At 39.3% G+C, this 20660-nt stretch carries 26 protein-coding genes and 1 pseudogene; 21 read left to right on the top strand and 6 right to left on the bottom strand.

All coding sequences use genetic code 11. The annotated features are described in order from the left end of the window. The 8 genes from AACS92_RS05845 to AACS92_RS05810 all read left to right on the top strand — a co-directional run. Positions 1 to 2130: tail fiber domain-containing protein (locus AACS92_RS05845; RefSeq protein WP_193756945.1), on the top strand; the 2130-nt coding region annotated here is incomplete at its 5' end. 69 nt (positions 2131 to 2199) lie between these two features. Further along, positions 2200 to 2526 (top strand): hypothetical protein, encoded by a 327-nt coding sequence (locus tag AACS92_RS05840; protein WP_099110390.1) that lies wholly within the window; start codon positions 2200 to 2202, stop codon positions 2524 to 2526. A gap of 14 nt (positions 2527 to 2540) precedes the next feature. Next, the gene (locus AACS92_RS05835; RefSeq protein WP_099110389.1) at positions 2541 to 3242 is read left to right on the top strand and encodes a hypothetical protein; all 702 of its coding nucleotides are present in this window, start codon (positions 2541 to 2543) and stop codon (positions 3240 to 3242) included. A gap of 2 nt (positions 3243 to 3244) precedes the next feature. Next, positions 3245 to 3568 (top strand): hypothetical protein, encoded by a 324-nt coding sequence (locus AACS92_RS05830; RefSeq protein ID WP_099110388.1) that lies wholly within the window; start codon positions 3245 to 3247, stop codon positions 3566 to 3568. Further along, complete coding sequence (locus AACS92_RS05825; RefSeq protein ID WP_099110387.1) at positions 3565 to 4221, top strand: hypothetical protein; 657 nt, start codon at positions 3565 to 3567, stop codon at positions 4219 to 4221. Before AACS92_RS05830 ends, AACS92_RS05825 begins: the two co-directional genes overlap by 4 nt. A 1-nt stretch (position 4222) precedes the next feature. After that, the gene (locus AACS92_RS05820) at positions 4223 to 4459 is read left to right on the top strand and encodes a hypothetical protein (RefSeq protein WP_241537961.1); all 237 of its coding nucleotides are present in this window, start codon (positions 4223 to 4225) and stop codon (positions 4457 to 4459) included. 375 nt (positions 4460 to 4834) lie between these two features. After that, positions 4835 to 5524 carry a division plane positioning ATPase MipZ gene (locus AACS92_RS05815; RefSeq protein WP_099110385.1) on the top strand — a complete coding sequence of 230 codons (690 nt, stop codon included), beginning with the start codon at positions 4835 to 4837 and terminating at the stop codon, positions 5522 to 5524. Next, positions 5517 to 5879, top strand: coding sequence for a hypothetical protein (locus AACS92_RS05810; protein WP_099110384.1), 363 nt, complete (start codon positions 5517 to 5519; stop codon positions 5877 to 5879). Before AACS92_RS05815 ends, AACS92_RS05810 begins: the two co-directional genes overlap by 8 nt. 25 nt (positions 5880 to 5904) lie before the next feature. Here the strand turns inward: AACS92_RS05810 and AACS92_RS05805 are convergent, their stop codons facing one another. After that, complete coding sequence (locus AACS92_RS05805; protein ID WP_099110383.1) at positions 5905 to 6546, bottom strand: hypothetical protein; 642 nt, start codon at positions 6544 to 6546, stop codon at positions 5905 to 5907. 300 nt (positions 6547 to 6846) lie between these two features. Between AACS92_RS05805 and murB the strand changes: the two genes are divergently transcribed. From murB to AACS92_RS05755, 10 genes are all read left to right on the top strand, one after another. Further along, positions 6847 to 7887, top strand: coding sequence for a UDP-N-acetylmuramate dehydrogenase (gene murB, locus AACS92_RS05800; RefSeq protein WP_099110382.1), 1041 nt, complete (start codon positions 6847 to 6849; stop codon positions 7885 to 7887). Continuing rightward, positions 7884 to 8843 (top strand): bifunctional biotin--[acetyl-CoA-carboxylase] ligase/biotin operon repressor BirA, encoded by a 960-nt coding sequence (gene birA, locus AACS92_RS05795; protein ID WP_099110381.1) that lies wholly within the window; start codon positions 7884 to 7886, stop codon positions 8841 to 8843. The genes murB and birA overlap by 4 nt, the downstream gene beginning before the upstream one ends. Before the next feature lie 169 nt (positions 8844 to 9012). Continuing rightward, positions 9013 to 9267: a YoeB-YefM toxin-antitoxin system antitoxin YefM gene (gene yefM, locus AACS92_RS05790; RefSeq protein ID WP_099110380.1), complete on the top strand. Its 255-nt coding sequence runs from the start codon at positions 9013 to 9015 to the stop codon at positions 9265 to 9267. Then, a complete protein-coding gene (locus AACS92_RS05785; protein ID WP_099110379.1) occupies positions 9264 to 9518 on the top strand; it encodes a Txe/YoeB family addiction module toxin in 255 nt (84 codons plus the stop codon). The genes yefM and AACS92_RS05785 overlap by 4 nt, the downstream gene beginning before the upstream one ends. 196 nt (positions 9519 to 9714) lie before the next feature. Continuing rightward, positions 9715 to 10419, top strand: coding sequence for a hypothetical protein (locus AACS92_RS05780; RefSeq protein ID WP_206602248.1), 705 nt, complete (start codon positions 9715 to 9717; stop codon positions 10417 to 10419). 59 nt (positions 10420 to 10478) lie between these two features. Further along, positions 10479 to 10712: a hypothetical protein gene (locus tag AACS92_RS05775; protein ID WP_099110377.1), complete on the top strand. Its 234-nt coding sequence runs from the start codon at positions 10479 to 10481 to the stop codon at positions 10710 to 10712. After that, on the top strand, positions 10713 to 12065 hold the full coding sequence (locus AACS92_RS05770) for a DnaB-like helicase C-terminal domain-containing protein (protein ID WP_099110376.1): 1353 nt from the start codon (positions 10713 to 10715) through the stop codon (positions 12063 to 12065). It begins immediately after the preceding gene. A gap of 131 nt (positions 12066 to 12196) precedes the next feature. Then, a complete protein-coding gene (locus AACS92_RS05765; RefSeq protein WP_099110375.1) occupies positions 12197 to 13321 on the top strand; it encodes a DNA primase in 1125 nt (374 codons plus the stop codon). Between the two features lie 64 nt (positions 13322 to 13385). Further along, the gene (locus AACS92_RS05760) at positions 13386 to 14156 is read left to right on the top strand and encodes a hypothetical protein (RefSeq protein WP_099110374.1); all 771 of its coding nucleotides are present in this window, start codon (positions 13386 to 13388) and stop codon (positions 14154 to 14156) included. 235 nt (positions 14157 to 14391) lie between these two features. Beyond that, on the top strand, positions 14392 to 15093 hold the full coding sequence (locus AACS92_RS05755; protein ID WP_099110373.1) for a hypothetical protein: 702 nt from the start codon (positions 14392 to 14394) through the stop codon (positions 15091 to 15093). Between the two features lie 183 nt (positions 15094 to 15276). Here the strand turns inward: AACS92_RS05755 and AACS92_RS05750 are convergent, their stop codons facing one another. From AACS92_RS05750 to AACS92_RS05730, 5 genes are all read right to left on the bottom strand, one after another. Then, on the bottom strand, positions 15277 to 15834 hold the full coding sequence (locus AACS92_RS05750) for a hypothetical protein (RefSeq protein ID WP_099110372.1): 558 nt from the start codon (positions 15832 to 15834) through the stop codon (positions 15277 to 15279). 1 nt (position 15835) lies between these two features. Beyond that, positions 15836 to 16063: a PDDEXK nuclease domain-containing protein gene (locus tag AACS92_RS05745; RefSeq protein WP_241537960.1), complete on the bottom strand. Its 228-nt coding sequence runs from the start codon at positions 16061 to 16063 to the stop codon at positions 15836 to 15838. A 22-nt stretch (positions 16064 to 16085) separates the two neighbouring features. Continuing rightward, a complete protein-coding gene (locus AACS92_RS05740; protein ID WP_193756944.1) occupies positions 16086 to 16388 on the bottom strand; it encodes an Rpn family recombination-promoting nuclease/putative transposase in 303 nt (100 codons plus the stop codon). Between the two features lie 92 nt (positions 16389 to 16480). Continuing rightward, positions 16481 to 16780 carry a helix-turn-helix domain-containing protein gene (locus AACS92_RS05735; RefSeq protein ID WP_099110371.1) on the bottom strand — a complete coding sequence of 100 codons (300 nt, stop codon included), beginning with the start codon at positions 16778 to 16780 and terminating at the stop codon, positions 16481 to 16483. Next, positions 16777 to 17139, bottom strand: coding sequence for a type II toxin-antitoxin system RelE/ParE family toxin (locus tag AACS92_RS05730; RefSeq protein ID WP_099110370.1), 363 nt, complete (start codon positions 17137 to 17139; stop codon positions 16777 to 16779). Before AACS92_RS05730 ends, AACS92_RS05735 begins: the two co-directional genes overlap by 4 nt. A 50-nt stretch (positions 17140 to 17189) precedes the next feature. On the opposite strand from AACS92_RS05730, the pseudogene AACS92_RS05725 reads away from it, so the two are divergent. From AACS92_RS05725 to AACS92_RS05715, 3 genes and pseudogenes are all read left to right on the top strand, one after another. Beyond that, positions 17190 to 17435: pseudogene (locus AACS92_RS05725) on the top strand (helix-turn-helix domain-containing protein). A gap of 1039 nt (positions 17436 to 18474) precedes the next feature. Beyond that, positions 18475 to 20358, top strand: a complete 1884-nt coding sequence (locus AACS92_RS05720) for a colicin-like bacteriocin tRNase domain-containing protein (RefSeq protein ID WP_099110368.1) — start codon at positions 18475 to 18477, stop codon at positions 20356 to 20358. Between the two features lie 13 nt (positions 20359 to 20371). Continuing rightward, entirely contained in the window at positions 20372 to 20623 is a 252-nt protein-coding gene (locus AACS92_RS05715; RefSeq protein ID WP_099110367.1) for a bacteriocin immunity protein, read from the top strand. Positions 20624 to 20660: the final 37 nt, after the last annotated feature.

Here is a 20660-nt window from a genome sequence, read left to right as displayed (position 1 = left end):
TGGACAGAATTCTATACCACCAAAAATAAACCTTCTGCGAGTGATGTCGATGCGTACTCCAAAGGTGAGTCGGATAACAAGTATCAACTGAAAGGGAATTTTGCCAATAAAGGAGACAGTTATTCTAAAGCTGAATCTGATGGCCGCTATTTTGGGAAATCTGGCGGTGAAATATTTGGCGATTTAACCTTACAAAAGAATGCTAGACGTCATATTAGATTTCATAATGGCGCTAAGATTGATGGGTATATATATAAAGATCCTGACGGACACATGATGTTTAATAATGGTGTTCACGGTGGCGATTGGCAAATGCGAACTGACGGTTCGTTTTATTGTGGGGGTCATGGTAACTTTAGTGGTGAAGTTCGAGCGCCAAGTCTCATCACTGGAGCAGTAAACAACCAGAGTTACTTTTTCCAACATGAGGGTGTTTGGCGATGGACAGTCCAACAAGGCGGCACTTGGAAAGGGGAAATTCAGCACCCCGGCAGAGGAGGTGTGTTTGCCCTTCAAGGTGATAGCTATACTAAAGGCGAATCAGACGGCAAATACCAGCCGAAAGGGGATTATGCCATAAATCAGAATGTCGTTCCTAACAGCCGAAAAATTAATGGAAAAGCATTGTCATCAGATATGACGTTAAATGCTGCTGATGTTGGTGCATTCCCTATAGGGGCTACAAATTCTGTTAAAGGAGAAAATGGTGTACCGTGGAACGCGGCATCTGGAGCTTATAGAATCCACAGAGCCGGAGACTCCGTACTTGTTGTTCATTTTAATATTAATTCTGGCAGTACCCCTGCTCTTCAATTAAAAACTATGTATAAGAACAATGGCATAGCTTATCGTTCAGCTAGAGATAGTTATGGATTTGAAGAGCCTTGGACAGAATTCTATACCACCAAAAATAAACCTTCTGCGAGTGATGTCGATGCGTATTCCAAAGGGGAATCAGACAACAAATACCAACTGAAAGGTAACCTTGCCACCAAGGGCGAGAGCTACACCAAAGGTGAATCTGATGGTCGCTATTTTGGAAAATCTGGCGGTGAAATTTCAGGTAATTTTACCTTAAAGAGCGCCGCTCGCCGCCATATTATCTTTAATAATGGCACTAAGGTTGATGGGTATATATATAAAGACCCTGATGGACACTTGATGTTTAATAATGGTGTTCACGGTGGCGACTGGCAGATGCGAACTGACGGTTCGTTCTATTGTGGTGGTCATGGTAACTTTAGTGGTGAAATTAGATCGCCAAATGTTATCACTGGAGCAATAAACAACCAGAGTTACTTTTTCCAACATGAGGGTATTTGGCGATGGACAGTCCAACAAGGCGGCACTTGGAAAGGGGAAATTCAGCATCCCGGCAGAGGCGGTGTGTTTGCTCTTCAAGGTGATAGTTACACCAAGGGCGAATCTGACGGAAAATACCAACCGAAAGGAAACTTTGCCACCAAGGGCGAGAGCTACACCAAGGGCGAATCTGATGGTCGTTATTTACCTAAAAGTGGAGGAACATTATCTGGTGCTTTAACTGTTAATAACAATATTAGAGCTAACACCCTGACATTAACCACATCAAGTAGTTCTTGGATTAACATGAGATCTGGTCACTGCTTGACGTCTACTGGAATTGTTAACAATGCCGCGGCCGCCCCTATTGTTCGCCAAGAACATACTGACAGACATTTTATGGTTGCAGGGTTAGGTAATTTGCAGTTCGGCTTCTATATGCTTAACAAAGGTAGAAAAGATAATGGTGTTGATGCGGCAGCATATTTAGCATCGGATGGTTCTTGGTATTGTAATGGTAATGGCAACTTTAACGATGTCTATATCAGATCTGATAAACGAGCCAAAAATGATATTCAAAAAATCAGTGATGCAGGTAAAAAACTGTCAAAACTGAGTGGTTATACCTATACCGTATCTGACGATAACAAAAATAGTAGTCGCTCTGCTGGTCTTATCGCTCAGGAGGTTCAAAAAGTTTTGCCAGAAGCTGTAACACAAGATGAAAATGATTTATTGCGTTTGAACTATAACAGCGTAATAGGGTTACTGGTTGAGGCCGTTAAAGACCTACAGAAACAAGTTGATGAACTTACCAAAAACAGGTAATTGCTTACTTATTTAAATTAAAAATGTTATAAATTATCCACCCGATAGCCTAATACATGGAGGTTAAAAATGGCAAACGAGGTGGGTAATGTTTCACCAGAAATGGTTGAGCGCATTGCTAAAATAGTCGCCAAAGAAGTGGCTGCAAATATAAGTGACGACTTAAAGGATAAAGTCGGCGAGGAAGTTGAGCGCCACCTTAAATCTTATTTTGGTGATATGACAGCAGCACAACACAGTATTCAACATGCTAATTTGGAAAAATTGCTGATTAGGCTGGACAGCCTTTCTAGTGGATTTTACGGCGGCATAATTTCAAAAATAGCTTCTATGATGGTTGCAGCTCTAATCTTGGGGCTGGCGGCTTGGGGGTTAAAAAACGGTATGGGTAACTAAAGGAGTAGTTAGCTATGGTTGGTAAAGGAATACCTCGTGGTATCAGAAACAACAATCCCGGCAACCTTGAAATGGGTTCTCCGTGGCAGGGATTAACTAAAAGACCGCAAGATGCTCGTTTTTGTTCATTCACGGATGCCGCTTATGGCATTCGTGCATTAGCAGTCACGTTAATTACCTATCACGATAAACGCAAAGCAGCAAATGGCTCTCGCATTGATACCGTGCGTGAAATCATTGAACGCTGGGCGCCTTCAATTGAAAACCACACTGAACGATATATCCAATTTGTCAGTAAAGCCGTGGGTGTTTATCCCGATCAAAATATTGACTTGCATGATTACGACACTATCTGTCCAATGGTGGAAGCGATTATTCGTCAGGAAAATGGTAAGGGCAAGGTAAAAACGCTGAACTCATGGTACTGCCGTGAAGTTCTCGATGAGGGTTTACGCCGTGCCGGTATCGTTAAAAAGACGAAAGAAGTTGCCAAAATTCCGGTAACGAAAGAAACCGCCAGTGCAACGGTTGCTGCATCTTTGGGTGTTGGGCAGATTGCTGAAGTCATGCCTCAGCTCTCAGATGCCATAATGAAGTCAGAGAGTCATCTATCCAGTGGCTCAGTGATTCGTATCGCCTTCGGAGTTGCAACTATTGTGGTGGCTTGTGTCATCGCATATTCGCAGGTCAAACGTTTTAAGCAAGGTATTGGTTAATTATGTTTGGATTAGAATGCAGAACCTTGGAAGGTCATATTGACGAAATCACTAAATCTATTGGATATGTTGTATATAGTGATCGAGTGGATTTTAAAACAACATCCATCAAAATTGATCCACGTTTTTTACGAGGAGGTGGTAAATTCGTACCTTTCGTGTCCCAATCTACTTTTGTACCTGTACGAGGAATGAAGAACTACCTCTCTGTTAGAAATTTGAGAATTGCTGGCGATACTATCATTTGGGAATATGGTTCGCGTCATCTTTTACAGGCTTCTTGGACTATTCCAGTGATTACCGTTTTTAAGGTGATAAACAAATGAATCTATCTTTTGAAGTAGATGGAAATGAATTGGGTATATTAAGTTCAAAATGTTACGTTTTGGAAAAAGAATACGATCTTAGTGAATCTATACCGGGCGAATATAAAACTTATTTAGGAAAAAATGTTATACATATTGCTGAATATCCAAATCTTCTGTCAAATTACTTGATTTTTTCAAGACACGTTAAACCTGTAAAAGTAGAGAATTATTTACATTATGAGTTTAGATCGGGACAAATCAAACTTATGCTTCGTGGTGCAGAAACGAAAGCATATATTTACCGTCCAATCCAATCTGGAGATAATCATGATATCTATGGGTTAAATATGTATAACGAAAATGGCGAATTGTTTTATTCATCGTCTAAAACCCCTTTACGAATAAAGGATTTTGTTAAACTTGAATTTGGTCATCCGATGGCTGATCCCAAACCTATTATGGGCTATGAAAATTGTATGGTTTTAAGCATGAATTTTGGTCATCATTATCAATATCCTCTTAAAAGTATATCTTTTCCTGCAATAAATAGTGAAGGAGGTGTATTCGTTGGTTACTTCAATCAGCCAATGCAATACTCGGGTATGACTTTTATCAATAATGATCATGCTGTTGTCGCTTATGCCCCAGATGTTATGCCAAGGTGGAAATAAATTGAATAAACTGACGGCGTTTTTATACACTGCTTTGGCTATTATCGCTGTTTTGTTCGCCGCCTATCACATGGGCGGCAGAGCTGCAAGAAAGTCCATTGAAATAAAACGACGGCAGGAAGAAAACCAACGCCTGCAAACCACATTGGATGTGAAGAAAGAGGTTGAACATGAAGTTCAGCAAAAAGAAATCGGGGCTGCTGTTACTGAGCTTCGCAATGACTGGATGCGTAAATAATACCACTGGTTCGACGGCTCCTACCTTTTGTGACACTTCTTCCCCTATCTATATTGGTAGAGAAGATAATCTGACAGACCTTACGGCAAGAAATATCCTTACTCATAACCTTATCGGATATAGGCTTTGTGGATGGAAAAAATCGTCTGAAATTTGAATTATTTTTGAAACCTCGTAATAAGGCCACCTTTGATTGTAGGCAACGATTTTCCTCGCTCACTAATTAATTGTTTAGATAAATAACAAAACAATGTATTTTTTTAAATGTTTTTATCTATAGGTTTTCTTCCATTTGTTAAATAACCGATGTATCTTATACAAAACAATAGTAGCGGCGTGGTTGATTTATAAATCGAAACAAATAAGGCGAATATAATGAGTGGAGAAGCCCAAATAATACTGATTGGTGGCAGTAAAGGTGGCCCCGGTAAAAGTACGATTGCTCAACAAATTGCGGGTTATTTACTTAGCCGTGCAAAGAAAAAGGTTCACCTGTTAGATATCGACGCCCAGCGTACAACCTATCAATGGTGTCAAGACAGGGACAGCCTGCCAGCGGAAAAGCCAGCAGACAAGCTCTCATATCATTACCGTGCCGATGGTGTTATCGAATATTTGGATGGTATTAAAAGCCAGTTTGATTACATTGTTATTGATGCCGGAGGCTTTGACTCAGAGGCTCAACGTGAAGCTATGTTGAGAGCAACCCATTTATTACTCCCTATTCGCCCAAAACGTCGTGACGTTCGCTCATTAGCGGCGCTAGATCGCATTGTTGAGAAAGCGCAGACTTTGAACGAAGATTTAAAGGTTAGAGTAGTTATGAACCAGTGTCCGGCACTACCTAACCAATACTCACGTATTCAATTTGCCAAAGACGTTTGTGAAACCTTTGGCATGCTCGCCTTAAATACCAATATCTATGCCCGTAACGTATATGACGATGCAGAAGAAGCCGGTCGCACGATCTTTGAATTAACAAAAGAAGAACGTGATAAAAAGGCTGAGGCGGAAATTGAGCTTTTAGTAAAAGAATTTGTGTATGGAGAAAAGGTAGATGGCTAAGAACCCGATGGCTGGACTGGCAAAACAAGAACGAGAAGAAGCGGTACAGGAGTTTCTTAGTAATTCTTCTCTGAAAGAAAAAACAGTCAAACAGCGTGGTCGCCGTAAGAACAGCACCGAAATAATCAAAAGCCGTACTGTGTCGATGGAAGATGAATATCACGAATTAGTAGATCTACTTAGAGTAGCGCCTAGACGTGCCAATTTAAGCCGTTCTGATGTGTTTAGAGCTGCTTTAGTTACTTTAGCTTCCTTACCCTTTAGTGACATAAAAGCTGCGTTAGAATTGAGTTTAGAGACGAAACCGGAACAAATTCAACAGCTCATAAAGGATTTGGATAAAAAAATCCCATAAAAGAAAAGCCGCATCAGCGGCTTTCTTATTGAGATAATGGCTCTTTACTGATAACTACCAAAAGATGAGTGTGAACATCGGGATCTTCCCCCCAACAAAAATCACTCCATTCCTCGTGAAACTCCCTCATATCTGCAATTTGGGTCAGTGGCCTATCCATTTGTGTGCCATCAGAGGCATAAACGTATAAGCCTGTTCCAAACGCCCATGAGATCATGGTTTCCCAAAAACGTCTACCATCTCCGGTTTGTTCCTCGTCAGTGACAACGATACTGTGTTGTTCTAACAGATTGGAAAAGAATGCTCTTGGTAGATCAATAACAGCGCCTCTGTGCTCAATAGAGGTGGAACGCCAAACTTTAATTTGGGTACAAGTGGTTTTACCAAACACAATATCTTGGCGAAACCGTAACTCAACAAGGTAAACAGTTTCAGGTTCATCACCAGTGGCAATAAGGCGATATTGTTCTTTTTTCAGAGACTTAACCAAACGATAGCCATGTTGAATTGCAAGTCCCGGTAAAACATAGTCAGTTACACCTTCTTCTAAAAATTGCTTTGTATGATCAATATTTTTAGACGGCATTTTTAATTTTTTGTTGAAATCCGCATCAGGGATTAGTCTTGGCATTTTTTTATTAACCTGCGCTGATGACATATTATCCATAATATTGTCCCCTCATATTGGACAATCTATAAGCATAGTATACGCGGAATTATTAAGAAATCACATGGTTACCGTCAATTTTTCCGCACGTTTCAAGTACCTTGCTCCCATAATATATATAACATTTTTACTATGAAAAGGTCTTACCAATATCTTTGGGTTGTTTAACTTAAATATATTATTGTCTCTTTCATTTTGCCCTTTCTATGATCGTGGATTGCACACCAGTGACTATCGGTTTATCTTTCAAATGTCGAGTCTGCTAGACTACAGCCAAATTACCTATTGAGTTTGAAATGAATGTCTGTCTGTCAACCAAACCAACTAAAAACATTTAACACATTTGGCATTTCAGCCAATGCTGATCATATTGATATAGCAACCTCGGTTGAATCACTTCTATCATCATGGCAAGAAGCGGTAACGAAAGACCACCCTGTCTTGATGTTGGGAGGAGGAAGCAACGTTCTGTTTACCGAAGATTTTAAGGGAACAGTAATTTTAAACCGCATCCACGGTATCGATATACAAGAATCTGATACCGCATGGCACGTTCATGTTGGGGCTGGTGAAAACTGGCATGAGCTGATTACTCATCTACTTAAACTGCAAATTTACGGTTTAGAAAATCTGGCATTAATTCCCGGTAATGTTGGTTCTGCTCCAATCCAAAATATTGGAGCCTATGGAATCGAATTTAAACAAGTTTGTGAATATGTAGAATTAGTTGAACTGAAAACAGGTAAACAAATTCGCTTAACTAAGGATCAGTGCCAATTTGCTTACAGAGATAGTATCTTTAAACACCAATATAAAGATGGTTATGCTATTACTGCCGTTGGTTTAAGACTGAACAAATCATGGGAACCAATATTAACTTACGGCGGTTTAACCCAATTCTCCCGTGATGACATGACAGCAGAGCAAATATTCAATGCGGTTTGTCATATGCGTCAGAGTAAATTACCTGATCCTGCTATTACAGGAAATGCAGGGAGCTTCTTCAAAAATCCGGTTGTATCGGCTGAGTTAGCCCAAAAAATTAAATCTGAATATCCTGAATGCCCTCAATATCATCAGGATGAGAATAATGTGAAAATAGCGGCAGGATGGTTGATAGACCAATGTCACTTAAAAGGGTATTGCATTGGTGATGCGGCTGTTCATACGAAACAGGCATTGGTATTAATCAATCAAGGTAATGCGACAGGGCAGGATGTGATTGCGTTAGCTGCTTATGTACGTAAACAGGTAGCTGAGAAATTTAATATTTATTTAGAACCAGAAGTCCGTTTCATTGGTGGTAAAGGTGAAATAGATGCGGTGGAACGTATTTCATGAAAGATATTAGTATCCCATTAAAATTAATTAAATTGTTATCAGATGGAGAAACACATTCGGGGCAGCAGTTAGGTCTGGAATTAGGAATGAGCCGGGCAGGTATAAATAAACATATCCAGACTATCAGAGAATGGGGCGTAGAAATTTTGACGATCCCCAGCAAAGGTTACCGTTTTCCCTCTCCAATGAATCTTCTGGACAAAAAAACGATAGAAAGCTACCTGCCAAACAATCGAATTGAAGTTATTCCTGTTATTGATTCGACAAATCAGCATTTATTGAACAAATTAACAGAACTCACTTCTGGTGATTCCTGCGTAGCAGAATATCAATACGCAGGGAGAGGACGCCGTGGAAGACAGTGGGTTTCTGCGTTTGGTCGGAATCTATATTTATCTATGTTCTGGCGTTTAGAACAAGGTCCTGCCGCTGCGGTTGGATTAAGTTTGGTTGTTGGTATTGTCATTGCAGAAGTCCTGAACAGGCAGGGAGCTGAAAGGGTCAAGGTAAAGTGGCCTAATGATTTATATTTGGATGATAAAAAGCTGGCCGGAATCTTAGTTGAGTTGATGGGAAGAACAGGAGATGCGGCTCAGATTGTTATCGGCATTGGAATGAATATTTCGATGAGTTCTGAACAGCAGAAATTGATTACTCAGCAATGGGCTAATTTACAGCAAACAGGAATAACCATTGAGCGTAACAAATTAGTCGCTGAAATTGTTGTTGAGCTACAGAAAGCGCTAATCCAGTTTGGAAGTGCAGGGTTATCACCATTTATTTCCAGATGGTTTAAATTAGATAATTTTATAGACCGTCCAGTGAAATTGATTATCGGCGAACAAGAGATTTATGGGATTGCTCGTGGGATTGATCAGCAAGGCGCTTTATTGCTTGATAGAGATGGAGTGATTACACCTTATATTGGTGGTGAAATATCCCTTAGAGGTTGTTAGTGATATCTCCCGCATTTAACGACTCCCGTTATTTGGTTTAATGCTTAAATGGACATGAACCTATTCGTATTCCATAGAAGTTAAATCACATAAAATAAGTACAATAACTTGTACTTATTTTTTTGGGGTGTATACTCAAAAAGTACACAACAAATAATGGATATGAAATATGAAAACTATCAATTACAGTGAAGCACGACAAAATTTCGCCACAATCATGAATGAGTGTGCTGATGACCGAATTCCTATCAAAATCACGCGACAAAAGAACACTCCTTCTTGTGTTCTTTTGTCCTATGACGAGTATCTAGCATTAGAGGAAACGGCCTACCTTTTGCGCTCTCCAGCTAATGCCCGTCACTTAATGAACTCAATAGATGCACTCAATAGTGGTAAAGGTGTTAAAAGGGAAATTCAGGAATGAATTTAATTTTCACTGATGAGTCATGGGATGATTATCTTTACTGGCAACAAACAGATAAAAAAATAGTTAAACGTATTAATGACCTAATTAAAAATATTAAGAGGACGCCATTTTCGGGAATTGGAAAACCTGAACCATTGAAACATCACTTAACGGGATTTTGGTCAAGACGAATTTCGGACGAGCACAGGCTAGTATATCGAGTCACTGATAACGATTTGGAAATAGCATCTTGTCGGTATCATTACTAACCACCAAATTTCCGGCTTTGCACTCTCCTTGTGAAGCTGGATACACATCGTTGTAAAACACGCCACTCCCTTAATCATTTCATAAAGACCGACACTGCGGAATTGATTTCCCAACTTAGCACTGATATAAAATGTATTCATATGCTTATTTTAAATAAGGTTGAATGTAATCATGTGCCTATCAATGGATTTTTTCTTGTCAGAGGGTGATTCACAAGAGTTTATGCTCTCATGGACGGCACAAGATAAAGATCAGTGGGTTGTCGAAAATGTCGGTCTATCTCGCACTAAAGGCGAGTTGGAGCTGTATCAATCCAAATGGTTTGATTATCGGCACTTGCATCCAATGGATGCCACTATGCTATTCACCGAATCTTATAAACGTGAGTACTCTCGGATAATGAGTACACACGGTCGTGAGGATTACCGCACAGCGCCTTTCCGAACCGGACTTAAGCGTGTCCCATTTATTAATTTGTCGAAATCCAACATAACCTCACTTTGGAAAGCAAGACAGAAGGCTGATGAGCTTGGTGTCGAATACAGCTTTTTCATTATGAGTATGTTGTCTATAGCGGCAAAACGTGAATGGGGAGAATTACCACGTCCACAACATTTGTGGCAGGGCGACTTGTTGGAAATATTTATTAATAGGAATGAAAAGCGTAAGGAAACACGTCTGAATGGCTCAGAGTTGGATTATTTCAAAAATAACAGCTATGTGGGTGATGAAGTTCAAGATGCTCACAGAGCATATGTAATGGCGCAAATTTCCAATGCACGACCAGATAAACGATATTTGCTGATTTTCTCTGCGGTCTACTCACTTGGTTATCTTGAACAACAGATGTTCTTGAACCAGTTTCCAGACGATTTAAGAAAAGCCGCTAAGTTTCTATAGAACCCCTATAAGGAAATGACAATATCCAGTAATGGATTGATGTTAAAGGAAAATGATAAATGAATGATGATTATGAAATTATAAAATCTCGTCTGTCTTGGTTGAAGTACAACGGCGTGAAATTGGAGATCACAACTAACACCGGTAATGTAATTTCAGGTTTTGTGCGTAAATTTGATAATCAATCGGCGCTAATTGACACGATTGGCAAGAATGACAGAAACGATTTTAAGACTGTGAATTACTCAGCAATCGAGAGTTTTCATAATATGACCGTGGGGCTGGTGGTTTAAATGTCGGCCTCAGAATTGGGATTAGAACATACCAGCGTCTCATTGTCAGAGCGGTTCGATGATGCCTTTCAGATAGTACTGGCAGCTTATTACTGCCGTGATTACCGCTTCGTCACTCAGGCTCACGACTTAGTTGAGCCAAAGCAATTTAACAATATGGCTTTGGGTTTTCTGGTCGCCGCAGCCGGTCGCTTTTACAAATTGTACAAGCAGCCACCGTCAATGACTACACTCGTATCACTGATTACCAGTGACGTGAAAGACAAGGTAATCCGTAAAGAATACGTGTCTGCGGTTACTGCGGCCATAAAAAAAATCAACGAGATAACATTAACTGATTCTCAATATATGGTTGATCAGGTGACATTGTTTGCTCGTTCGGTCGCGTTTGATAACGCCATGATAAAAGCTGCTGAATTCAAAGATAAAGGTGACTTTGATAAGGCCATGCAGATTATGGAAAAGGTCAAACATCTTGGCGGTCAGGGAAGTAGCGAAGTATACGATTACTTTAGTGAATCAGCGACACGCTTTGAAGCTCGTGAGAAAAAGGCAAGTGGTGAAGCTCCCCCACAGGGGATCACCACTGGATATCGAGCACTGGATGCATTGTTATATCACGCTGGATGGGGTCGTAAAGAAATGACCCTGTTCATGGGATTTGCCAAATCTGGTAAATCGACCGGTATGGGCGAATTTTCAGTTAACGCAGCACTGGCGGGATTTAATGTCCTTTATATCTCTTTAGAAGTACACAAAGAGATTATTGCTGACCGTTTCGATGCCCGGCTTTCTGAAACAGATATGGACGAACTGGTTGACGGTCGTGACAGAATATCGAAAAAACTAAAAGAGATTGGTGCGACAGAAAAAGTAGGCAAAATGTTTGTTGTCCAGCGTCCATCAGGTTCTGTTTCACCAAATGATGTTGTCCGTATTGTTGAAGGAATTATTTCTACCGGTGTCACACTAGATATGCTGGTTGTGGACTATGCCGACCTGATGAAATCTAACTACCGCAGTGGTGATGTTCGGGAGGATGTGAAAAGCATCTATACAGATCTACGAGCAGTTTTTGATACCTATAATGTAGCTGGTATTACCGCATCACAGACAAACCGTGAAGGTGGTTCATCAGAAGTTGCAACTATGATGCACGCAGCAGATAACGTTGAGAAAGTTCGTATTGCTGACTTAGTTATTACTATCAACAAAACAGAAGAAGAAAAAGCCAAAGGCGAAGCGAGATTGTTCATAGCAGGTTCTCGTAACCAGAAAGGTGATGTCAGTATTCGTATCGAACAGAACCTTGATCAGATGCGATTTATTAAACGAATAGTCGATATTACCTAAAATTTGTGACTCCCGATCAACTTAAATTTATATAAAACTACGCAGCTAACACCTTTAAATAATGAGCCACAAATTGTCAGGTAATTCATTCCTCTCTTTGTGGCTTCTATCATAAAAAGAAAGATTAAGTGATGAGTATAAACAGTGACTTTAGGGAAAAATTAAATGAATTCGATTTTGAGCAGTTTCTTGATCTTGAAGGCATCTCTTATCGCAGAACAACCGGTAAAGATGGACTTGAGCTAAACATCAGAGAATGCCCGACTTGCGGCAATTATGATTGGAAAGTCTATTTCAATCCAAAAACGAAGGTAGGGGTGTGTTTTGCTGGCAGCCACCCACAGGATGAGCAATTCAATCTATACCGATTTTTGCAGAAGCATTCTGGTTTAGCTAGGCGAGAGCTTCATGCTTACATTGATTCTCAATTAATTGAACAAGGCTGGCGACCAAAAGAACAAGAGGTCATCTTAGAGAGCAAGGTGGAATTGAAAGAAGAAGTTCAACTCCCGCCACATTATCTACTTCCTTTACCTGATGGTCGTATTCCTGATTATCTTGTTCAGAGAAACATATCTTCTGAACTTATTCGATATTTTGACTTGCGGTTTATTGTGAATGGCTCACATGTTTATCAAGACTATCGCAGTCGTATATCAACGCAAGATTTTTCAATGCGGGTACTTATTCCAATCTACGATTTAACGGGGAAATTGAGTACCTTTCAGGGACGTGATGTCACTGACATCGCAGATAAAAAGTACTTGTTCCCATCCACGTTACCCGCATCAGGGCGTTTTTTATATAACGGTCATAATGCTATGGGAAAATCTACAATCGTTATCTTAGAAGGGGTGTTTGACGTATTTGCCGTTAAACGCGCTTTATTCGGTGATGAATCGTTACGCGACTACGTTGAGCCAATAGGTACTTTTGGTATGCACTTGTCAGGCGCTTTATCAGAAGAAGGTCAGGATCAACTAGGTAGTTTCTTAACACTGAAAGAAACCGGCCTTAAGAGCGTGATTTTCCTGTGGGATTCAGAGAAACAGGCGGTCAAGAACACAATTAAGGCTGCTAAAAAACTACAGTCGATCGGGCTGAATGTGAAGATCGCTGCTTTCACTCGTGAGGGGCAAGATGCCGGAGAATCGTCTGATGATGAAATACTAAAAGCCTATTTTTGCTCTAAGCCTTTCAATCATCGATTAGCGTTAGAAATGCTAATCAAAGGACATAAAGCAATCCGCCATTAATAATAGGTATTTGAATGCATATTACATTGATTTAGTTAAGACCAAGAAAGAGGTAAATTATAAAATGAATAAGTCTGTTTATCTTAAAAAAATTGAGTCCATAGAAGGATTCGGTGCCGTTAAGAGTAATGAAAAACAAAGTGTCATTGACGCAGGTATGGAAGCGATGACAAATGAATTCGAACGACTTACTGCTGAAAAATTTCCTTATTCGCCAAACACTCCATGCTTAGAGATACACCATATTCATACTAACGATGACGGTGTCAGCTATGACCTTATATACATGAAAGATATAGCTCGTAATAAAACAGATAAACCCGTCACCTATATGATTGGTTTTAACGACCGAGCACTCGTAGCCACCGTATCAAATCTTGAACAGAAAACAGTGTCGGAAATGTTCGATCTCTTCACTAAAGCCTATAGGCATCAATCTGACGAGGAATTTATCGAATTGCCATTGTCACTCTTTGCAAAAGCAGTGCAACGAGAAGAAGCTGATGAATCAGTTTTATATCGTAAAGCTATCGCCAATATGCCTGATTATCGGGACATTAAAGGTTCTTCCAATGAAGTTCTCAATTTTATTAAAGATCGTCAGGGAGCAGAGATACTACCGAATCTTAGTGCAGGAATAGAAATCGTACTCCATGCTAACGCCTTTGCAGACAATGTAATTAATCGTTCTGCACGTCTTACCTCTAATGCGATTGCGGAAGTTGGAATGATGAAAGAGCAAGCTCTTTCATTCGGATTAAAAGCAGCCTCATCGAAGATAGCGGAAATTCAACTGCGTGGTTCTAAATTAGCTGGCATGGCTGGTATGTTTTAAAATTCATATCATCTACACACATAAACCCCTAAAGTGGGGTTTTCATGTAGACCATCAACTACTATAAGCCGAACACAAACTCTGGTTGACTCTACTTCAGCAATTAACTCCGTAATGATAGACGTAGAATAGTAATGCGTTGATAATCAATTTTATTATAAATGTGATTACCTACCGCTATTGTTTTCATTACTCTTGGAGGTATGCAGTAGCGAACGGAATCTAAAGGATCTAAATGAAAAAAACATCTATTATATTAGCAACATCGTTGATGCTCTCTGGTTGCGCAAGCACTCAGCCTATAATTTCTAAGTCTGAATATAAGAGCATAAACAGCTACTTATCGTTGACTAAACTTTTTGTTGCTAAAGGCGACTTTACCGATGATCAGATACTGTACTTGCTTTCTTATGATTACAACCATGAAACCGACCTTTCTGAAAAGAAAAAAATCAGAGTGACTGAACTGGAAAGAATTAAGAAATATTTAAAACAGTATAAAGATCATAAATACTATTCATTACAGATCGACAGCCGAGTCTTTATGAGAGCAGATTTGGCATTTGCACTCCCAGTAATGTCAGAATACGACCCTATAACAAAAAGCTTTCCGATAGATAACCTCGGTTGTAAAGGCAAACCGAGGCAAATAACCAATCCTCAACATGTCAGTATAATTATCAAAAATGATATTTTCTGTAGCTTGCCTGTAACTGAAAATATTCAGGTTAAAAAAATTGAGAATCTTAGAGCACAGCGTGATTCCGATATATCATACAGCGGTACCATGTACATGGATGTGTATTCAAAAGACAATCAGTTATTTGGAAACATAATTGATGTTGAGCTTAAAATATTAGATAGAAAATCAAGAAGCTATATCTATCAATATAACTATAATCCCGTAAACAAATCAGAGTCATTACCAAAGTCCTAATACCGTAACCTTAGAACAGTAAAAATTAAATTGAAAGATACTTCTACTGTTTATGCATATTAGTTATGACTTGGCCTGATAGAATTTGTGTAAATAACCAGATTCCATCAGGCTGAGTCTGAGTTATAAAATTAAGCTATCCTTACAATGTAATTGAATACTATGATGTATGGTCGGATATATCTATAAAATAGATATTTTTTTTCCACCACCGCTTTTAATTACCGCATTAATGGTATTATCGTTACAAATATATATATAGGGACTAAGTGCTCGATTCGGTCCTGCAGGGTGATTACCGCCAGTAAAAACATAAGGCTTATCATTGATTTTGACCGTTATAGAACCGCCTACGTTAGCGTAGTCTTTAAATCCTAGATATGCATTTTCCTTCGTTCGATATCCACCAACTAAGTGTGAAAGGACAACAAAAAAAACCAACTGAGTATTTTTGTAGTATAACTGCGGCTCTATATTTCCTATTTGTATATTTGGCACAAGGATAGTTTTTTCTGGTGAAATTCCCGAATACCCCCAAAATGGTTGTCGATCAGAGTAGCCATCCGAATAATCAGACCAAGTACCAGACGCAAAAGTAACGATTGATCCCGCAGATTTATTAACAAACGCAGACATGGCAAATGTCGGCTTTAAACCCGCTTTTGCACCGGCTGCCAACATAGACCGTTCACCAAATTCTGCTACTACGCTACTACCAACATTTCCATTTTTTACTGCCATTTCAATCTCCTTTTGTAGACACTAAATATCTAATCAGCAAAGCGCTATCAGGTGCTTTATTTTTAAGGTGGCTGTGGAAGAACACTCTAAAATAACGAATATTTGGCAAACTGGATTTCAAGTTCTCTGGCAATGAGCGGGTTAATTCATAATCCGAAACCCCGATGGGTTTTTGAATGCCGCGCAACGCGTATTCTGCCAATATTTGATCTTTTGTCTGACTCTGCATTAACGGCTTGAACTGCTCTATGCTAACCGCTGCGAATACGTTCTTTTATATCGGATAGCAGTGAGGTATAAACCTGTATTTCTGATGTCATTTTCATGACCAGTTCAATACTGACACCATGTTTCAAGAGGACACGCGCAATATTCATTAATGCCTCTTTCCTACCTTGTTCAAGGCCTTCCTCAAAACCTTCTTTCCAGCCTTTTTCATACAATCGTTGTGCAATATTCACAATTACCTCCTGATGGCTCTCTGTCTGTTCAATCAGTTGCTGGATCACTTGTTCAAAATCCGGCGAATCCATTGTAACAAACAAGTAATTCATAATAGTCACAACATCGTTGTTCTGTTTAAGGGCATTGGGTGACTGCCCCTCGCCGCATTGGGCGAGGGTTTACGGAGGGAATTTACTAAAAATCAGATATGAAAAACTCGCCCATCACCTGTTGGTAACTCAACTGTTAAGCTAAGTTTCCCCCCCATAGCTTCGATGTAGCGCTTTAGCGTAGCAAGTTTTACATCATTTCCTCTTTGCTCTATCTGAGTGATAGCAGGCTGAGATACGCCAAGGCTATTCGCCAGATTTTTCTGTGAAATATTCAACTCTTCTCTTAAAAGCTGTAAGCCTATTTCTAAAGTCATCTCATCAGTAAGATCTTTAATTCTTAACTGGCTATCTAGGGAACGTTCAGCAATTGCATCTTTTAACGTTTTCATAATTTATCCTCCATTGATGCAAGGTACGTAGTGAACTCATCATCAGCAATACGAATCATTTTTTGATAGAATTTTTTATCATTACTTTTATCTCCAGCACATAAAACAATAGCTTGTCTTTTTGGATCAAAAGCAAAAAATGCACGGATCGGTTTTCCTGTATGTTGAACTCTTAATTCTTTCATATTTGGATATTTAGAACCTTTTATTGTGTCAGCATAGGGTCTGGATAATCTCGGACCATACCTCTCTAAATTTCCGAGGGAAGCTAAAACTTTTTCCTGAGTATCACCATCCTGTTCTGCTAACCAAAAATAAAAACAGTCCGTCAATATTACTGTCCACACAACACACCTCATATAATCTATAACTTATACACAATAATATAAGTTATAGATTATATGTCAATATGGTGGAATCAAAAATTCTGGTACAGCTAAGAAGCATCGCTGCATTACGTAAGCGCGGTGCAACATTAGCAGCAGTCTCCCGTGAAGCAAGACTCAGCTCATCCACACTAGCAAATATTCTCAGTCGTCCGTGGCCGAAAGGTGAATGGATTATAGTACACCCTTCAGAAATCTAGCATAGCCGCTATTTTGATTCGTATGACCGATTAATTGAGCGTAATCCTCGCAACAATTCTCAGGAATAAAATTATCCAAGTTCAGTAGTAATTGTAGAGGTAAGTTGTGTGTAATAACCCTATCCCGCTAAAACAAGCAGTGTATCGTGCAGGTTTAGCAACGTCTCTATTCGCATTCATTTTCGAAAAAGCGTAAAAGGAATGTTCAGTAGATTTAAATAATCTGCTTGCACTGGTGAGTGATATCAATCGGGATGTTCACCACGCCCTTTTAAAGCATTCACCGCAACCATTGGCACAAAAACTACTGAGTTACGTAAAACATCGACACTCTATTTCATTAGATCAGACGATGTATTTAGCGGGTTTAGGAACCTCTTTATTTGAAGTTATTCTCGATAAAACCAGCAATAATTGCTCGACCGAGTTACATGATTTGATTTCGTTGGCCTGTGATATCAATCAATAAATTTATCATTCACTTTTGGCTGAGGTTTATGAAGATGCCCATTAAAATAATATCGATTAGGAGCTTGGGAAAAAACATGTCAATCCCTTAAAAATTAATTAGGATCATTTTATTTTTAACTCATATAGTTAAGTGGGTAATCTATCTGCAAAACCTCAATATCTCAGACTAATCCCCGTCAATTTCTCACCCCAACTTACATTTTGTAAAACTCTAATTACAATATCGATAAAAATAGCACATGTAATTGATAAAAAAATTTTGACTTTATTTACTGTGGAATTTATAGCCCAGATACTGTATATGAATACAGTATCCATAAGTTCAATATGTATACGGACATACATAATAAACAAAAATTTAATAAAAACTCATTGAAAAGGAGATTCATTATGAGTAATGAAAATGGAATCGGTCATAACAGCATATCTATAATTCTCCCCGCCTTGTACAGCCAGTCAGACAATTGCATTCGGTAATAAATTCATTAAGCCACTGTTAATATCATAAACAAGAATGAATAGATTAATTTAATTAATTGTTTTTATTCTTGATAAGTGGAAACGACATTTTTTTATGCAGATAAAATGATAACTGCATGTATGTCGAAAGGAAAAAAATCAATAAAAAGGAAAAACAATGCAAGACTCAATGACAGTATCTGCACCTGGCCCCTCAAGGGATGCTGGATGGGGAAATTCAAATGGTTTTGGTGATTATAACGGTGGTGGGAGCAGTGGTGGCGGTAGACAAGCAGCCAATTCATCAAGATATGCTGTAGCTGATCTCCGATTAGTCAAACCCGGCTATCCAGCACCAACTTTTCCCATTGGTGGAACTATAAATGCAACTGTTTGTACCAATGTGCCTGAAAACACTTTTATGAATTGGGGAAGCTATATAGATAATGCTAAGCCTATGGCTGCCCGCTTAGCAGGTGCAGCGGTAAGAGGGACTCCACTAGGGAGAATTGGATCATTCCTGATGGGTCTGGAAGAAGGTCGAAAAGAAAAGGCGGCACAACTACAGCAGCAAATGATCGACAAGGCTAAAGAAGATGCAGCGCGTGTTAATGTCACTGATGTTTTTCACGTAACTGCACTGCCAATGGCCGCAATAGTTGCTACTCATATTCCAATGGAACGCATTCGTGAAGCAGGTAAAATACTTGCTGATGTAGTAAGTCAGCCTGTTGTTGACACGAAAAACGGACAACGCCAAATAGCTATAACAAGAGAGCCAACTGAAGTTAGTGTGGTCAAGGCCGAAAAAACAAGTAAACCCAACGTTTATTCAGCTCAGGTTGTGGCTGGGATGAAACCCATGCAAATTACTGTTGATAATTCAATACCGTCGTCTCAACTAAATAAAAATCAAGTGAATACAGCCTCTGAGGTGGGAATATTTTCACCTACATCAGCGGGTGATACCCATCACGCCATTCTTGATTTTGATGGTAAGCATGAGCCGATTTATATTTCTGTTTCCAAAGTGCCTACAGAAGCAGAAAAAAAAGCACAACTGGAAGAGGCTAAAAAAAGGGAGCAGGAATGGGCAGCAGCGAACCCTCTATTGGCCGCAGAATTAGAATTAGATGAAGCTGATAAAGAATTACGTGATGCAGAAGCTACTGTTCTTGAAGCTGGTAAGACTCTAGATACTAAAAGGAATGAACCGCTAGGATTAACACTGGCAAACCCCGAAAAATATCCTGTCACGCGAAAATGGGATGAGCGTATTGAGTTTCCGATTTATGCACCGTATGCCAAGGTTGATTTTAATTTTTATGCAGTTGTTAACTCTAGAGAAAATCTTAACTCATTGCTGGAGAAGGGAGCTGAATCACTTTATCCAGAAGAAGTTAGTTGGGAAGATGTATTTGAAAAATATGCTGCGCCAGGACAATTCCTTGAAGAAATTAGTCGAGGTGACACTGAGGATGTATTAGAAACAGGCAGCATATATACAGAAATGGCAATAGAGGAGCTTAATTTTGCCAGACAAAAGTTATTGGAACAAAAGCGCTTAATTGCTGAATCAGAGCATGCCCTCACAGTTGCTCAAGAAAAGCGGGAAAAAGCAGAAAATAAGAAAAAAGAAAAAGAAGAAAAGGCTAAGAAGGAGAAAAAGCGGGATCAGCCCGGCACAGCAACAGGAGATGGTACAGATGTTGGTGAAAAATGGCTGGAAGGTGTGTCTAAAGAACTAGGAGATCCTATCCCTAAAGAGGTAGCAAAAAAATTAAAAGGGAAGAAATTCAGTTCATTTGATAAATTTAGACAGGCTATTTGGACCGAAATTGGAAAAGTACCTAAATTAGCACAAAACATAAAAACAAAGGCCAATAAAAAAGCGATTGCAAAAGGCAGAGCACCATTTGCACGTAAAAAAGATCAGGTTGGAGGCAGAAAGAAACTTGAATTACATCATGTTGAAGAAATTCAACATGGCGGTGAAGTCTATGATGTTGATAACTTGCGTATTGTCACCCCGAAAAACCACATTAAAATTCATTCCAAATAACAGAGATTGATTTATGAGTAAGAATAAACTTGAAGATTATACTGAAGCTGAATTTTTGGCCTTCGTAACAAAAATTTTTAATAGTGATCACGATACGGAACAACAAGATGTGGATGCTGTTATCGAGTTTGAACGCCTAACTCAACATCCAGATGGCAGTGATGTGATTTTTTATCCAGAGGACGGTGATGATGACTCACCAGAAGGAGTAGTGGCCCGCGTTAAAAAATGGCGCACAGAAAACCACTTGCCATTATTCAAGTAGTAAAATCCTATACACAGCCCCCAACATGGGGGCTGAC

The sequence above is a fragment of the Xenorhabdus sp. KJ12.1 genome (assembly GCF_963876495.1).
Classification (GTDB): domain Bacteria; phylum Pseudomonadota; class Gammaproteobacteria; order Enterobacterales; family Enterobacteriaceae; genus Xenorhabdus; species Xenorhabdus stockiae.
Note: the sequence above shows the minus strand (reverse complement) of the source record. Positions and strands in the feature narration are given on the sequence as shown.

Bases quoted from the DNA above. Each gene is read 5' to 3' on its own strand.
- AACS92_RS05760 (WP_099110374.1), top strand. From the start codon at position 13,386: ATGAATAAGTCTGTTTATCTTAAAAAAATTGAGTCCATAGAAGGATTC.
- AACS92_RS05715 (WP_099110367.1), top strand. From the start codon at position 20,372: ATGAGTAAGAATAAACTTGAAGATTATACTGAAGCTGAATTTTTGGCC.
- AACS92_RS05810 (WP_099110384.1), top strand. From the start codon at position 5,517: ATGGCTAAGAACCCGATGGCTGGACTGGCAAAACAAGAACGAGAAGAA.
- yefM (WP_099110380.1), top strand. From the start codon at position 9,013: ATGAAAACTATCAATTACAGTGAAGCACGACAAAATTTCGCCACAATC.
- AACS92_RS05835 (WP_099110389.1), top strand. From the start codon at position 2,541: ATGGTTGGTAAAGGAATACCTCGTGGTATCAGAAACAACAATCCCGGC.
- AACS92_RS05830 (WP_099110388.1), top strand. From the start codon at position 3,245: ATGTTTGGATTAGAATGCAGAACCTTGGAAGGTCATATTGACGAAATC.
- AACS92_RS05745 (WP_241537960.1), bottom strand. From the start codon at position 16,063: ATGCAGAGTCAGACAAAAGATCAAATATTGGCAGAATACGCGTTGCGC.
- AACS92_RS05765 (WP_099110375.1), top strand. From the start codon at position 12,197: ATGAGTATAAACAGTGACTTTAGGGAAAAATTAAATGAATTCGATTTT.
- murB (WP_099110382.1), top strand. From the start codon at position 6,847: ATGTCTGTCTGTCAACCAAACCAACTAAAAACATTTAACACATTTGGC.
- AACS92_RS05720 (WP_099110368.1), top strand. From the start codon at position 18,475: ATGCAAGACTCAATGACAGTATCTGCACCTGGCCCCTCAAGGGATGCT.
- AACS92_RS05775 (WP_099110377.1), top strand. From the start codon at position 10,479: ATGAATGATGATTATGAAATTATAAAATCTCGTCTGTCTTGGTTGAAG.
- AACS92_RS05755 (WP_099110373.1), top strand. From the start codon at position 14,392: ATGAAAAAAACATCTATTATATTAGCAACATCGTTGATGCTCTCTGGT.
- AACS92_RS05815 (WP_099110385.1), top strand. From the start codon at position 4,835: ATGAGTGGAGAAGCCCAAATAATACTGATTGGTGGCAGTAAAGGTGGC.
- AACS92_RS05740 (WP_193756944.1), bottom strand. From the start codon at position 16,388: ATGAATTACTTGTTTGTTACAATGGATTCGCCGGATTTTGAACAAGTG.
- AACS92_RS05730 (WP_099110370.1), bottom strand. From the start codon at position 17,139: ATGAGGTGTGTTGTGTGGACAGTAATATTGACGGACTGTTTTTATTTT.
- AACS92_RS05825 (WP_099110387.1), top strand. From the start codon at position 3,565: ATGAATCTATCTTTTGAAGTAGATGGAAATGAATTGGGTATATTAAGT.
- AACS92_RS05750 (WP_099110372.1), bottom strand. From the start codon at position 15,834: ATGGCAGTAAAAAATGGAAATGTTGGTAGTAGCGTAGTAGCAGAATTT.
- AACS92_RS05735 (WP_099110371.1), bottom strand. From the start codon at position 16,780: ATGAAAACGTTAAAAGATGCAATTGCTGAACGTTCCCTAGATAGCCAG.
- AACS92_RS05805 (WP_099110383.1), bottom strand. From the start codon at position 6,546: ATGGATAATATGTCATCAGCGCAGGTTAATAAAAAAATGCCAAGACTA.
- AACS92_RS05770 (WP_099110376.1), top strand. From the start codon at position 10,713: ATGTCGGCCTCAGAATTGGGATTAGAACATACCAGCGTCTCATTGTCA.
- AACS92_RS05840 (WP_099110390.1), top strand. From the start codon at position 2,200: ATGGCAAACGAGGTGGGTAATGTTTCACCAGAAATGGTTGAGCGCATT.
- AACS92_RS05785 (WP_099110379.1), top strand. From the start codon at position 9,264: ATGAATTTAATTTTCACTGATGAGTCATGGGATGATTATCTTTACTGG.
- birA (WP_099110381.1), top strand. From the start codon at position 7,884: ATGAAAGATATTAGTATCCCATTAAAATTAATTAAATTGTTATCAGAT.